Origin of the sequence: Microbispora sp. H10830, from assembly GCF_014161375.1 — a bacterium.
Classification (GTDB): Bacteria; Actinomycetota; Actinomycetes; order Streptosporangiales; family Streptosporangiaceae; genus Microbispora; species Microbispora catharanthi.
On record NZ_JABBWX010000009.1, the window covers coordinates 167,527 to 181,566 of the forward strand.

The following is a 14,040-nucleotide window of genomic DNA, read 5'->3' on the forward strand; positions in this document are numbered from 1 at the left end:
TGGTCGCATGCGTGCGAGCCGGTTGTTGTCCCTGCTGCTCCTCCTGCAAACGCGCGGCAGGATGACCGCCACGGAAATCGCCGACGAGCTGGAGGTGTCGGTCCGCACGGTCTACAGGGACGTCGAGGCCCTGTCGGCCGCCGGCGTGCCCGTCTACGCCGACCGTGGGCCGCTCGGCGGATACCGGCTGCTCGACGGCTACCGTACCCGTCTGAACGGGCTCACCGTGGAGGAGGCGTCCTCGCTGTTCCTGGCCGGACTGCCCGGCCCGGCCGCCGAACTCGGGCTCGCCGACTTCGCCGCGGCGGCGGAGCTGAAGCTGCTGGCCGCGCTGCCGCCCGAACCCCGTTCCCATGCGGCCAGGATGCGGGAGAGGTTCCACCTCGACGTGCCGGGCTGGTATCGCGGCGCCGACGAGGCGCCGTTCCTGACGGAGGTCGCCGAGGCGGTATGGGAGGAGCGGGTCCTCCGGTTGCGCTACCGCCGGTGGGGGCCGACCGAGGTGGAACGGCTGGTAGATCCCTACGGGCTGGTTCTCAAGGGTGGTTCCTGGTATCTCGCCGCCGCCTGCTCGGGCACGGTGCGGACCTACCGGGTGAGCCGGATCATCGAGGCCGAGGTGCTGCCGGAGCGCTTCGAACGGCCGCAGGACTTCGATCTCGCCGATTTCTGGCGCGGTTTCGCCGCGGAGTTCGCCTCACGCATGTACACGGCCGAGGCGGTGGTGCGGCTCGCGCCGGGCGCGGAGGACCTGCTGCGATACACCCTCGGGGGAGACGTGGTCGACAAGGCGCTGGCCGACGGGCAGCCGGAGCCCGGCGGCTGGACCCGGCTGACGCTGCCGATCGAGTCCCTGACGCACGCCCGATGGCTGTTCCTGCGCATGGGCGCCCTCGTCGAGGTGCTGGAGCCGGCCGACCTCCGCGCGCTGATGGCCGAGGCCGTCGCGGACCTGTCTCGCATGTACGGCGCGGTCAGGGAGAGCGAGTCCGGCGCCGCCCACGAAAGCTGAAGCGACCGGCACCGGGTCCCGGCGCGGACTGCCGGGTCGTTCCGGTCTCAGCGGCTCAGCACGGTCTGTCGTTCCACACGCGACAGCTTGTCGGGATTGCGGATGAAGTAGACCCCGGCGACGAGGCCGTCCTCGATTCGCATCGCCACGACGCCGTCGATCTCCCCGTCGATCCGCATGACGAGACCCGGGTGGCCGTTGACCTGCACCGGCTCGACCGACACCTCGGTGCCGAACCTGTCCAGGCCGGCGGCCAGGAGACGAGCCACCTTGCCGGCCCCCACGACGGGGTGGGTCAGGGCCTTCTTGATTCCGCCGCCGTCGCTCAGGAGGACGACGTCGGGGGCGAGGATGTCGAGCAGGCGTTGCAGGTCGCCGGTCTCGACCGCTTGCTGGAAAGCCTGGAGCGCGTCGCGGGTCGCGTTGGGGGAGACGACGTCGCGGGGCCGGCGGGCGGCGACGTGCGCGCGTGCGCGGTGGGCGATCTGGCGGACCGCGGCCTGGCTCTTGCCGACTGCATCGGCGATCTCGTCGTAGTCCAGATCGAACACCTCGCGCAGCACGAACACCGCCCGCTCGGTCGGCGACAGCGTCTCCAGCACCAGCAGCATCGCCATCGAGACGCTGTCGGCCAGCTCGACGTCCTCGGCCACATCCGGCGCCGTCAACAACGGCTCGGGCAACCACGGCCCGACATAGGACTCCCTGCGCCGGCCAAGCGTACGCAACCGGATCAGCGCCTGGCGGGTGGCGATCCGCACCAGGTAGGCACGCTGATCCCGCACCGCGCCAAGGTCGACGCCCGCCCATCGCAGCCAGGTGTCCTGCAGCACGTCCTCGGCGTCGGCGGCCGAACCGAGCATCTCGTAGGCGACGGTGAACAACAGGTTGCGATGAGCGACGAACACCTCCGTGGCCGGGTCCACGAAGGAGTCCACGGGTTCCCCATATGCAAGCGGCTCGGCTGCGTCCACCTGTCCCCCGTTCATCACCGGCTCCTGCCTGATCAGTCTCGACTGTGCCACACGCACAAGATGCCGCTCCTCGCGGCTCTGTGACTCCCGCGACCGGTGGCGTACGTCACATCGCCGTGCTGTCACAGGGAGGTGGACGCCGGCATCTCGTGTTCGTCAGGACGGCCGCGCGAACGAGCGGCACGCGACTCCACGGAATGAGGACGGATGACGAACTCGGAGCAGACCTCGGTGCTGATCACCGGAGGCAACAAGGGACTCGGTTTCGAAGCGGCCCGGCGGCTAGGGGAAGAGGGGTGGACGATCTTTCTCGGCTCGCGTGACGAGGACCGGGGGCGGGCGGCCGCCGACAAGCTGACCGCCGGTGGCGTCAACGTGGTCATGGTCCCGCTGGACGTGACCTCGGACGAGTCGGTGGCCGGCGCCGTACGGCTCGTCCGGGAGCACACCGACCGGCTGGATGTCCTGATCAACAACGCCGGCGCGCCGGGAAGGGTCGTCGCGCCCGCGGACGCGACGGCGGACGAGATCCATTCCGTCTACGAGACCAACGTGTACGGACCGATCAGGGTCACGCACGCGTTCCTTCCCCTGCTGCAGGCGGCGGACCACCCGCGCGTGGTGATGGTGTCCAGCGCCGGCGGCTCCTTCGCGGTCGTGACCGATCCGGAGCAGCCGGTCTCGAGAATGCACGAGCTCGCCTACAGCTCGTCGAAAGCGGCACTGAACATGATCACCGTCCGGTACGCCCAGGCACTCCCGAAGATCAAGTTCAATGCGACCACTCCCGGAGAAGTCGCGAACCACACGTTCGCCGCCACCGACATGAACAATCACACCGGTCAGCTGACGGTCACCGAGGGCACAGACTCGATCGTCGGACTCGCGATGATCGACGCCGACGGGCCGACGGGGACCTTCACCGACCGCCTCGGTCCCGTCGCGTGGTGACCGCCGCGCACCTGGCGACTTCGTGATCGCCTCCGCTGAGGGGAAGCAGGGCCCGGCCGTGCGATACGAGCCGGGCCCCCGCCCCGAGCCGGACAGGGCCGTCGCCCGCCCGGCCGGCGTCAGGAGCTCGAAAGGATGACGAGTCGCTGGGTCGCCCGGGTCATGGCGACGTAGCGGTCGACCGCTCCTTCGATGCCCTCGCCGAACCTCTCCGGGTCGATGAGGACGACCAGGTCGAACTCGAGCCCCTTCGACAGCTCCGGGGTCAGCGACCGGACGCGGGAGGTCCCCTCGAACGCGGGATCGCCGATGACGCAGGCGGTCCCTTCGGCGTGCTCGGCGAGCCAGGTGTCGAGAATCGCGCTCAGCTCCGAAACGGATCCGTGGACGACGGGGACGCCGCCGCTGCGGATGGAGGTCGGCACGTTGGCGTCCGGGAGCGCGGCCCGGATGACCGGCTCGGCCTCCGCCATGACCTCTTCCGGCGTCCGGTAGTTGATGCTCAGAGAGGCGAGTTCGATCCGGTCGAGCCCGATCCGCTTGAGCCGTTCCTGCCACGACTCGGTGAACCCGTGCCTGGCCTGGGCGCGGTCCCCGACGATGGTGAAGCTCCGGGACGGGCAGCGGAGCAGCAGCATCTGCCACTCCGCGTCGGTGAGCTCCTGAGCCTCGTCCACGACGATGTGCGCGAACGGGCCGGCGAGCACGTCCGGGTCGAGGGCGGGCAGCTCGGACTCGTCGACCAGATTTCGCTGGAGGTCCTCTCGGCGCAGCTGCGTCACGAGGCCTTCACCGTCGTCATCGGCCTCGATCAGGTTGTCGACGACCTGGGCCATGTGCTCGCGTTGGGCGGCGAGAGCGGCGTCCCGCCGGCGCTTGCGCCGTGACGCCTCCGGGTCGCCGAGCCGCTGTCGTGCCGCGTCCAGGAGCGGCAGGTCGGACACCGTCCAGGCCTGGGCGTCCGCGCGCTGCAGCTTCCGAATCTCCTCGGGGCTGAGCCAGGGTGCGCACAGCCGCAGGTAGGCGGGCACCGACCAGAGGTCTCCGACGAGATCGGTCGGTTCGATCAGCGGCCACGCGCGGTTGAAGGTCGTGAGCAGCTCCCTGTCGCGCAGCAGCGACTTGCGGACCAGGTCAGGCGGCGCGTCGCCGTCGTACTTGTCCACCAGGATGGTGAGCAGCTCCTCCCAGATCTGGTCGCGCGCCTCGTTGTGCGGAGTGCCCGGGTCGGGTGCTTCGAACGCCTCGGCCCAATCTTCGGCGCTCAGCCAGAGGCCGGACCAGGGGGTCGTGACCGTCATCCCCTTGGTGGGCGGATTCTCGTAGAACCTGACGGCCGGCTCGATCGCCTTCACCAGATCCGCGGACGACTTCAGGCGCGCCACGTCCGGGTCGGTCTCGATCGTCGCCGCCGCTCCTTCGGGGACGAGATCCCGCAGGGTGCAGGTCTGCACGCCCTCCTCTCCGAGGCTGGGCAGGACGTCGGCGACGTACGCCAGGTAGGGCTGGTGCGGGCCGACGAACAGCACGCCGCCCCGGCGGTGACCGAGGCGAGGATCGGAGTAGAGGAGATAGGCGGAGCGATGCAGGGCGACGACGGTCTTCCCCGTTCCCGGACCGCCGTCGACGACGAGAGCGCCCTGGGATCCCGCGCGGATGATGGCGTCCTGGTCGGCCTGGATGGTGCCGAGCACGTCGCGCATCCGCGGCGACCGGCTGCTGCCGAGGCTGGCGATGAAGGCGGACTGGTCGTCGAGCGCGGCGTGCCCCTCGAACCCGTCCGGGGTGAACACCTCGTCCCAGTAGTCGCTGATCCGGCCGCGGCTCCACCGATACCTGCGGCGGCTCGTCAGACCCATCGGATTGGCGTGGGTGGCTCCGAAGAACGGCTCGGCCGCCGGGGAGCGCCAGTCGAGCAGCAGCCGGCGACCCGCGCTGTCGGTGAGGCCGAGCCGTCCGATGTACACGGGCTCGGGGTCGTCCTCGCCGACCATGTGCCCGAGGCACAGGTCCAGGCCGAAACGACGCAGCACGCGCAGGCGAGCGGTCAGCCGATGGACTTCCAGGTCCCGGTCCATCGCCTGCCGGCCCTTGCCGCCGGGTGCCTTGAGCTCGGCCTCGAGGCGGCCGGCCAGGTCGGCGATCGACTGTTCGAGGCTGTCCGCGATGGCTGCGAAGTGCTGCTCGTCGGCGGCGATCAGCCTCGGATCGGCCTTGTGGGAGAGGCGGTCGGGAAGGTCGAACGCGCTGGTGGGCAGCGGGTTCACGTCATCAGCTCCGATCTGGGTTGCTTGCACCGTTACGCGCACCGAGGCGCCCGAACCGCCGTGACGACCTGGTGACCATGACGGGCAACACTCCCCGCCTGACCCATACATCGACGACACCACACGCACGTCGCGTCCCCCGTTTCCGCATGCGCTGCTTCCGGCCGACGATTGTGCGGCACGACCTGGGTCTTGCCGCAAGCCCCCCTGTCCGCTATACGTTGAGAATGGAAGGGAGTGAGGAGTCCCCTTCCTTTGCATCGTCCGCTGCGGACGGACTACCCTCCCGTCGCCACATCGCCCTTCGGCCGCGCCGGCGCGGTGCACCGGGTGGGAAAGCGGTTGCGGTGCTCGAACCCCCACCGGAACGATGAGCACGTGATCTGGTTTGCTTTCGTCGGTTCCTGCCTCCTGCTCGCGATGATCCCGGGTGTCAGCACCGCGGTGATCCTGCGGCAGACGCTCAGGGCCGGGCGCTCGTCTGGAGTCGCCGCCCTCCTCGGCAACGAAACCGGCATCTTCCTGTGGGCGATGGCCGCCGTGTTCGGTCTGTCGGCGCTGGTCGTGGCCTCGGAGGTGGCCTACGGCGCGATGAAGGCGGTGGGCGCGGCGCTTCTGATCGTGATGGGCGTCCAGTCGTTGTGGAAGGCCAGGCGCGCGCCGGCGGCCCTCGACGCGTCCGTGCCGTACGGCGGGGCAGAGGTGCGGACCGCGGGCGGATGGCGCCGCTCGTACGGTCTGGGGCTCGCCACGTGCGGCGCCAACCCCAAGGCCGCCGTGTTCGCGATGTCGTTCCTGCCGCAGTTCGTGCCCCAGGGCGCCCACGTGCCGCTGACGCTGACGATGCTCGCGGTGATCTGGGTGGTCGTGGACGTCGTCTGGTATGTCGGGGTGATCTGGCTGATCGGCCGGGCCGGTGCCGTGCTCGGCAGACCCGCGGTCCGCCGCCGTCTGGAGCAGGTGTCGGGGACGGTCCTGGTCGCCCTCGGCGTCCGCGTCGCGCTGGAGGCCCGGTGACGGTCTGGCACGAGGAACGGGGCTCCGGTGAGCCCGTCGTCCTGCTGCACTCCGGCGTCGCCGACTCGGGCATGTGGGATCCCCAGTGGGAGCCGTTGGGGGAGCGGTTCCGCGTCATCCGGCTCGACTTCCGGGGGCACGGGCGCACACCGTGCGCTGCGGAGGGGCCGTACTCGGACGCCGGCGACGTCGCGGACCTGCTCGCGGCGCTCGGGCTGCGCCGGGTCGGGCTCGTCGGATCGTCGTACGGCGGGCGGGTCGCGCTGGAGCTCGCGACGGGCCATCCCGATCTCGTGTCGCGGCTCGTGCTGCTGAACGCGGGCTGCGGCCTGCCTCCGTCCCCCGACCTTGAGGCGTTCGGGGGAGAGGAGGACCGGCTGATCGAGGCGGGCGACGTCGAGGGAGCGGTGGACCTCAACGTCCGCACGTGGCTGGGTCCCGAGGCGGACGAGCCGGACAGGGCGCGGCTGGCGGCGATGCAGCGGCACGCGTTCGAGGTGCAACTGGCCGCCGATCCGCAGCCCGAGAGGCGGAGGGAACCGATCGACCTGACGGTGGTCACCGCGCCCACGCTGGTGGTGACGGGCGGCCACGACCTGCCGTACTTCCGGGAGAGCGGGCGTCACATGGCGGAGGCGCTTCCGGACGCGACGCTGCTCGACCTCGACTGGGCCGGTCACCTGCCGAGCCTGGAGCGCCCCGCCGAGGTCACCCGTCTGCTGGCCGGATTCCTTTCCTAATCTACTTTGTAAAGGCGCCCGCTTGCCGCAGAAAAAAGAGGTCGCCGCGGTATCTGCAAAAACCCCGGCAGACAAGGCCGGAAGGGCAGGCGTGAGCGCGCATACGAGTCGGCTGCCGCCTCCGGCGACGCGATGGGTGATGCCCGCCCTGGTCGGATATTCCTTCTCGGTGGCACCGGCCTTGACCACCCTGACCACGGTCTTGGCCGTCCTCGCCGGTGCGGCCCCGGTCGGCATCACCATTGGGATCGGTGAGCTGGTGGACGGGCTCACCTCGGCGATCGGCCAAGGGCTGGGCACCCCGGCGGCGCGGGAGTGCTATCGCTGGGTCGTCCTCATCGTCGTGCTGTTCTTCCTCACTCATATCACCGAGTCCGCGCGGACGGCTCTGGGCCGGGCACTCGGCCGCCGGGTCACCGGCCGGCTCAGCGAGCGAGTGATGATGGCCGCCTCCGGGCCGGCCACCATCGGCCACCTCGAGGATCCGGCCTACCTCGGCCGGATCGAGCGTGCCCGGGGCAATGGGACCATCGACATGCCGCCCGGGGAAGCGATCTTCGGCTTCTCCACCAGGGCCTCGCTGTGGGTGACCAGCATCGGCTCCGCGGCTTTGCTTACCCGTGTCACCTGGGGGCTGGGGCTCATCGTCTTCGCGGTCTTCGTCGTGATCCACTCCCGGCTGGTCCGGAACTACCGGATCGCCGTCATCGAGACCGTGAGTCAGACGACGAAACTGCGCCGTACGTCCTACTTGCGGGATGTGCCGACCACGCCGGGTGTGGCCCGGGAAGTCCGTCTGTTCGGCCTCGCGGCCTTCTTCCGCGATGCCTACCAGTCGGAGTGGCGCGTGAACATGATGGAGGTCTGGCAACGGCGGCGTGAGCATCGCCTGTTCGTTGTCACTGTGGTCGTGGTCACCGGCGTCACGGTCGCCTCGGTTTTCTACTACCTGGGGTATCGGGCGGCAACCGGAGGCTCGACGGTGGGTGATATGGCGCTCGGCGGCCTTGCCGTCCGGGCGCTCCTCCAGGTGCTCCGGGCGGACGAGGACGACCTTCGCATCGGCTTCGGCTCGAAGGCGGCCGCCGAGGCGTTCGCTTTTCCGGTCGTGGCGACGCCGGTCGGGCCTGACACCGATCCCTGGCCGGCGCCGGTCGAGACCATCTCCTGCGAGGATCTGCGCTTCCGCTACGGTGGCGCCTCCGGCGAGGTGCTCCACGGTATCGACCTCGCCATTCCCGCGGGTCAGTCGCTCGCCGTCGTCGGTCTCAACGGGGCCGGCAAGACGACGCTGGCCCGGCTCATCGCCGGCCTGGACGCTCCGAGCGGGGGGTGCGTGCGCGTCGGTGCGACACCGATCGAGGACGCCAACCGCCGGAGCTGGCAGCGTCAGGTGGTCGCCGTCTTCCAGGACTTCGGCCGCTATGAGCTGACCGTGCGGGACAACATCGCCTTCGGTTCCCTGGACCATGCGGACGACGAGGAGGGCCTGCGGGCTGTGGCGCGCCAGGCCGGGCTCCTGAAGTTCATCGAGGGACTCCCGAAGGGCTGGGACACGGTGATGTCCAGTGGCTTCGACGGCGGGGTCGACGCGTCGGGCGGGGAGTGGCAGCGCATCGCCATCGCCCGGGCGCTGTTCGGTCTGCGGCACGGCGCACGGCTGCTGATCATGGACGAGCCGGCCGCGAGCCTTGACGCCCGCGCCGAGGCTCAGCTCTACGACACGTTCCACGAGCTCACCGCGGGCGCCACCACCGTCGCGATCTCGCATCGGTTCGCGACCGTGCGCAAGGCGGAGCGGGTGGTCGTGCTCGATAACGGCCAGATCGTCGAGGATGGCACGCACGAGGATCTGATCACTGCCGACGGCCGGTACGCCGAGCTGTTCCGCCTGCAGGCGAAGCGTTTCGAGGAGACCCCGTCTTGATCAGCGCCCTGCGCTTCGTCCTCACGACCGGACCCCGCATCGACTGGGTCCGGTCCTTGCTCGTGGTGGCGGTGGCGATTCTCGAACAGGTCACCGGGGTCGGTCTCGCGGTGCTGCTCGGACTGTTCAGCGAGGTGGCGAGCCGGCATTCGACCAGCGGTGCGGTGACACTTGCGCTGTGTGTGGCGATCTTCGTGATGCTCACCCAGGGCACCTTCATCGCCGGCTATTTCACCCGCCTTCGCCTGCAGGAGGAGATCCAGAACGAAGTCGAGCGCCAGTTCATCGACGTGGTCGGCACCACGCCGACGCTGGAGATCCACGAGCGTTCGAGCCGTTCGGAAAAGGCGGCGGCGGTCCGTGGTGCGCGGGGCGACATCGGGCCGGCCTTCGACCGGTTGCTGTGGCTGGCCGGAGCCGCGCTGGCCCTGATCGCCTCGGCCGTCCTGATGGCCTCGGTCGTTCCCATCCTCGCCGTGCTGCCGCTTTTCGCCGTCCCCGCTGTGCTGGCCACCCAGGCGGCGGACAGGGAGCGCGGTCGGGCCGTGCAGCGCGCCACGCCCCGGACCCGGCTGGCCGGTCATCTGTTCACGCTCGCCACCGCGGCCGCACCCGGTCGCGAGACCCGCCTCTTCGGACTGGCGAGCGAGCTGCGGCGCAGGCACCGCGAGGAGTGGGACTCCGGAGGCCGAGACATCGCCCGGACCGATCGACGGACCCGGGTGCCGGTCGCGCTGGCTTGGCTGTTCTTCGTGCTGGCGTACGCGACCGCCATCGTCCTGATGGTGCGGGCCGGCCTGGCCGGCGAGGCCTCGCTGGGCCTCGTCGTCGCGGCCATCGCCGTCGCGAGCCAGATAACCGGGCAGGTGCAGAGCTCGTTGACGTTGACCTTCTGGACACTGGAGTCGCTTCGGGCAGCCCGGGCGTTCCTCGACGTGGTGGAGGACGGCGCCGTGGAGCGGGCGGCCGTCGTGCCGGCCACGCCGGTGACGGTGCCGGCCCGGCTGGACGGCGGCATCAAGGTGGAGGGTCTCAGCTTCCAGTACTGGAACCGCGATCAGCCCTCACTGAACGACATCGACCTCGAGCTCCCGGCCGGCGCCGTGGTGGCCCTGGTCGGCGAGAACGGCGCGGGGAAGTCGACGCTCGTCAAGATGCTCAGCGGCCTCTACCGGCCGAGCGCGGGGCGCGTCCTGGTGGACGGGACCGATCTCGCGCAGTTCGCGCCGGAGGACTGGCGCGCCCGGATCACGGTGGCCTTCCAGGAGCCGGTACACATCGAGATGTCCTTGAAGGACACGATCGGGCTGGGCTGGCTCGAGCATCGCGACGACTCGGAGCGGATCCTCGAGGCGCTGCGGACGGCCGGCGGGGACAAGCTTCGCGCTTCGCTGCCCGAGGGCCTGGAGACCCGGCTCGGGCGAGAATCGTGGGCCGGCGAGGGGTTGTCAGGGGGCCAGTGGCAGACGGTGGCCAACGCCCGGGCGGCGATGCGGCAGGCGCCGCTGCTGCGGGTCCTGGACGAGCCCTCCGCCAGCCTCGACGCACGGGCCGAGGAGTGGCTGTTCCAGCGGTACGCCGACTTGAGCCGCCTGGAAGGCGGGGTGACCATCCTCGTCACGCATCGCTTCACCACCGCCCGGGCGGCTGATCTCATCGTGGTTCTGGACGGCGGCCGGGTCGTCGAGGTCGGCACTCACGACACGCTGAGTGAGGCCGACGGACTTTACGCCGAGTTGTTCCGCCTGCAGGCCCGGTACTTCGTCTGAGCGCGTAGTCAAAGGTTGTGTATACAACGCGCCCGGTCGGAGGGGCGTGCCACCGCGATGACCTCGACATGGAGTTCCGCCGCGCTTTGGGCGTCGAGAAAGGCGGGACCGTGACGTGCCGAAAAGGGTTCGTCACGGGGTTCCGGCGGCGGGGGTTTGTGTTACTGGTTGTCCTTGAGGAGTTGTCGTGTGCGGGCGAGGAATGCCTGGCGGACCTCTTCTGGCTGCAGTATCTGGAGTGGTCGGCCGAGGCTGAGCAGGTAGCGGGCCAGGCTGTCGGCGTCTGGCCCCCCGATGTCGATGATCGTGGCGTCATCGCCGTCCGGGTGGTGGACGCCGACCGTTGGTGGCACCAGCCTGCGGGCCTCATCGGCCGGTACGGCCAGGCGGATGGTCACCCGCACCGGGTAGGGCCTCAGCGCGATCCCCCTGCTCACCATCTGTGCTGGATCTGGTGGGTCGGGCAGGGCAGTGGCCTGCCCGGTGGCTGTGGCATCGATGATGCGATCGGTACGGAAGGTGCGCCAGTCCTGCCGCGTCGGGTCGTAGGCGAGTAGGTACCAGCGGCGGCCTGTGTAGATGAGCCGGTAGGGGTCTACTCGTCGGGTGGACGTCGTTCCGGCCCTGTCGCGGTAGGTCAACTGGGTGCGTTCGCCTCGCCGGCACGCGGTGGCCAGGTCGAGCAGCAGCGCGGGGGAGATCTGGCTGTCGTCGGGTCGTGCGGTGTGGGTGAACGCGGCGTCCAGCTCGCCGAGCCGGCCTGCGATCCTGGCCGGCAGCACCTGGCGTAGTTTCAGCAGCGCCGACAGGGCTGCCTGGTCGCTGCCGGAGACTCCGCTGAAGGCGGCGGTGCGCAGCCCGACAGCGACCGCGAGGGCCTCCTCCTCGTCAAGGATCAGTGGCGGAATGCTGGTTCCGGGCCCGAGGTGGTAGCCGCCCCATGGGCCCATCTCCGATTCGATGCCGTAGCCGAGTTCACGTAGCCGGGCGATGTCCCGGCGAACCGTCCGTTCGGTGATCTCCAGCTGGGCGGAAAGATCAGCGCACGTCCAGGACTGCCGCGTTGACAGCAGAGAAAGCAGCCGCAGCAGCCGCGCCGAGGTGTTGACCACGGCTAACAGTCTGCTCGATAACCAGGACCGTTTTTGACCGGGTCATACCGTAACGTCGCCGGCATGACCGAGAACTCCTCGGCCGAAAAGTCCATTACGACGACGATGACCTCCGCCGAGGTGCGTTGTTAGATGACGGGCCCGGATGGGTGCACGTCAACCGACGAGGGGCAGGACCCATGGAAGCACGCATGAAGAGCGTGGCGAATCCCGACGTGATCACAGGGATCCAGCATCTCCACAAGGCGATTCACGCCGGTGGCGTCGACCCGCTCGTGCTCGAGCTGGTCCATCTGCGGGCCAGCCAGATCAATGGCTGCAGCCCGTGTGTGTTCGCCGGGGTCGCATCGGCGAAGAAGCACGGAGAGACCGACGAGCGGCTGCACAACGTGGTGACGTGGCGCGAGACCCCGTTCTTCACCGAGGCGGAGCGGGCGGCGCTCGCGCTGACCGAGGCCGCCACCCGGATCCAGGACGGCGCGCCGGGCGTGACCGACGAGATCTGGGACGCTGCTGCCACCCACTTCGATGAGAAACAGATGTCCGCGATCATCCTGAACATCGCAATCACCAACTTCTTCAACCGGATCAACCACACGATCCGGGAGCAGGCCGGCAAGACCTGGTGAAGGCGGGCGGGCGTCATCCGTCCAGAGGCCGCGGTGGCGACGTGGCGAAGGGTGTGATCGGCCAGCTCCACCGCTGACCGATCCAGCGCCACTTCCGGCAGGCCCCCGTCCTGGACTCCCACCTTCGGGTGACCGCCGACAACCATACCTTTGATGATCACCAGGGGCACATGACGATGAGTAACGAACTACTGGAACTGACCGTTACCGATGCCCGAGCCTGGCGGGAGTGGCTCAGCAGGCACCACGACAGCTCGGCAGGGGTGTGGCTGGTCCTCGCCAAGCAGAACACGACCCAGCCCACCAGCCTGACCTATGACCAGGCGCTCGACGAAGCCCTGTGCCACGGCTGGATCGATGGTCGGCTACGACGGCGGGATGAGATCACCTTCTATCGGCGCTTCACCCCTCGCGGAAGGCAAAGTGCCTGGTCAGCGCGGAACGTTTCCATCGTCACCCGTCTGATCAGCGAGGGCCGGATGCATCCGGCCGGAATGACCGAGGTCGAACGCGCCAAGGCCGACGGCCGCTGGGACACGGCCTACGCGGGACAAGCCGGCATCGAGGTACCAGCCGACCTGGCCGCCGCATTGGCCGCGAAACCCCAGGCACAAGCGATGTTCGACATCCTCACCTCCCAAAACCGCTACGCCGTTCTCTATCGGATCGCGAACGCCAAACGCGCCGAGACCCGAGCCCGCCGTATCACCCAGTTCGTCGACATGCTCGCCCGCGGCGAGGCGATCCACCCACAAAAGCGCACCCTCGGCAGTTGAATGCCGGCCCACTCCTCTCCCCGCCTCGCTCCTCCAAGCCCACGCACATGGCGGCTCGCCGTTCGGCCTGACCCGGAACCTTACCCAGCCCCTCAAGAACCCGTCATGGGCACAGGCTCGGCTCAACAGCGGCCGGGCGCAATCGGCCAGGGCTACCAGGACCCCGTCACCAGGCGGCCCGAACCCCTCCGGGCGCCGGGGCATGAGTGAGGTCAGGCGGCTCCTGCCGAACCCGGCGCGTTGTGGTGGCTGTGGACGAGGGGCAGGAAGAGCTCGTCGATGATCGACTGGATGCGTGCGGGCTCCAGGGGTTCGAGGTCCATCAGCAGGTCGTGGCGCACCAGGTCGAACGGCATGGCGAGCACCGCGGAAGGGATCCGTTCCAGGTCGATCTCGCCCCGGTCATGGGCCCGCTGGTAGATGCTCCGAACGCGTGAAAGCCGTTGGCCGCCGATGATCCGGTCGCGCACCTCGGCGGGGGTGAGCCCGGTGTCGGCCACTAGCCCAGAGAAGGCGGCGGCCGCGGCGATGGCGAAGAAGGCGGCGCGGGCCTCGCCCATGCCGGTCAGTGCGGCGAGGAGGTCGCCGCGCAGGGTTCCGGTGTCGGGGACGTCGACCGGGTGGCTGTTCCGGTAGTGCTCGAGCGCGGCGAGCACGAGCTGGTCCTTGTTGGCCCAGCGGCGGTACAGCACGGCGATGCCGGTGCTGGCGCGGGAGGCGACGGACTCCATGGTCAGCTTCGCGAAGCCGATCTCGACCAGCTCGTCCCAGGCTGCGTCCAGCAACGCGGCCTCGAGCTCGGGCCCGCGTCGGCGTTGGCGAGAGGTCGCGGCGGCGGATGTGGTCACGGGTCCACTATAAGGAAG

Annotated in this window: 12 protein-coding genes; 8 read left to right on the forward strand and 4 right to left on the reverse strand. The window is 69.6% G+C overall.

Annotated features, from left to right (window positions below; genetic code table 11):
* The first annotated feature begins 7 nt into the window (after window positions 1-7).
* Complete coding sequence (locus HHX35_RS23230; RefSeq protein WP_182900859.1) at window positions 8-1,012, forward strand: YafY family protein; 1,005 nt, start codon at window positions 8-10, stop codon at window positions 1,010-1,012.
* A 47-nt stretch (window positions 1,013-1,059) separates the two neighbouring features.
* Here HHX35_RS23230 and HHX35_RS23235 read toward each other — a convergent pair whose 3' ends face one another.
* Entirely contained in the window at window positions 1,060-2,001 is a 942-nt protein-coding gene (locus HHX35_RS23235; protein ID WP_182900860.1) for an RNA polymerase sigma-70 factor, read from the reverse strand.
* 192 nt (window positions 2,002-2,193) lie between these two features.
* Between HHX35_RS23235 and HHX35_RS23240 the strand changes: the two genes are divergently transcribed.
* Window positions 2,194-2,937 (forward strand): SDR family oxidoreductase, encoded by a 744-nt coding sequence (locus HHX35_RS23240; RefSeq protein ID WP_182900861.1) that lies wholly within the window; start codon window positions 2,194-2,196, stop codon window positions 2,935-2,937.
* A 119-nt stretch (window positions 2,938-3,056) separates the two neighbouring features.
* On the opposite strand, the gene helR is transcribed toward HHX35_RS23240, so the two are convergent.
* On the reverse strand, window positions 3,057-5,204 hold the full coding sequence (gene helR / locus HHX35_RS23245; protein WP_182900862.1) for an RNA polymerase recycling motor ATPase HelR: 2,148 nt from the start codon (window positions 5,202-5,204) through the stop codon (window positions 3,057-3,059).
* 378 nt (window positions 5,205-5,582) lie between these two features.
* Here helR and HHX35_RS23250 point away from each other — a divergent pair, with 378 nt between their 5' ends.
* The 4 genes from HHX35_RS23250 (at window position 5,583) to HHX35_RS23265 (ending at window position 10,657) form a co-directional block, all read left to right on the forward strand.
* Window positions 5,583-6,221, forward strand: coding sequence for a LysE family translocator (locus tag HHX35_RS23250; RefSeq protein ID WP_310739246.1), 639 nt, complete (start codon window positions 5,583-5,585; stop codon window positions 6,219-6,221).
* A complete protein-coding gene (locus tag HHX35_RS23255; RefSeq protein WP_182900863.1) occupies window positions 6,218-6,961 on the forward strand; it encodes an alpha/beta fold hydrolase in 744 nt (247 codons plus the stop codon). The genes HHX35_RS23250 and HHX35_RS23255 overlap by 4 nt, the downstream gene beginning before the upstream one ends.
* A gap of 169 nt (window positions 6,962-7,130) precedes the next feature.
* Window positions 7,131-8,888, forward strand: coding sequence for an ABC transporter ATP-binding protein (locus tag HHX35_RS23260; protein ID WP_310739247.1), 1,758 nt, complete (start codon window positions 7,131-7,133; stop codon window positions 8,886-8,888).
* A complete protein-coding gene (locus HHX35_RS23265) occupies window positions 8,885-10,657 on the forward strand; it encodes an ABC transporter ATP-binding protein (RefSeq protein WP_182900865.1) in 1,773 nt (590 codons plus the stop codon). The genes HHX35_RS23260 and HHX35_RS23265 overlap by 4 nt, the downstream gene beginning before the upstream one ends.
* Before the next feature lie 161 nt (window positions 10,658-10,818).
* Here the strand turns inward: HHX35_RS23265 and HHX35_RS23270 are convergent, their stop codons facing one another.
* A complete protein-coding gene (locus tag HHX35_RS23270; RefSeq protein WP_182900866.1) occupies window positions 10,819-11,769 on the reverse strand; it encodes a YafY family protein in 951 nt (316 codons plus the stop codon).
* A gap of 191 nt (window positions 11,770-11,960) precedes the next feature.
* On the opposite strand from HHX35_RS23270, the gene HHX35_RS23275 reads away from it, so the two are divergent.
* Both HHX35_RS23275 and HHX35_RS44720 read left to right on the forward strand, forming a co-directional pair.
* Window positions 11,961-12,398: a carboxymuconolactone decarboxylase family protein gene (locus HHX35_RS23275; RefSeq protein WP_396780641.1), complete on the forward strand. Its 438-nt coding sequence runs from the start codon at window positions 11,961-11,963 to the stop codon at window positions 12,396-12,398.
* 128 nt (window positions 12,399-12,526) lie between these two features.
* Window positions 12,527-13,174, forward strand: coding sequence for a YdeI family protein (locus HHX35_RS44720; protein WP_220505761.1), 648 nt, complete (start codon window positions 12,527-12,529; stop codon window positions 13,172-13,174).
* A gap of 212 nt (window positions 13,175-13,386) precedes the next feature.
* Here the strand turns inward: HHX35_RS44720 and HHX35_RS23285 are convergent, their stop codons facing one another.
* Entirely contained in the window at window positions 13,387-14,022 is a 636-nt protein-coding gene (locus tag HHX35_RS23285) for a TetR/AcrR family transcriptional regulator (RefSeq protein ID WP_182900868.1), read from the reverse strand.
* Between the last annotated feature and the right edge of the window lie 18 nt (window positions 14,023-14,040).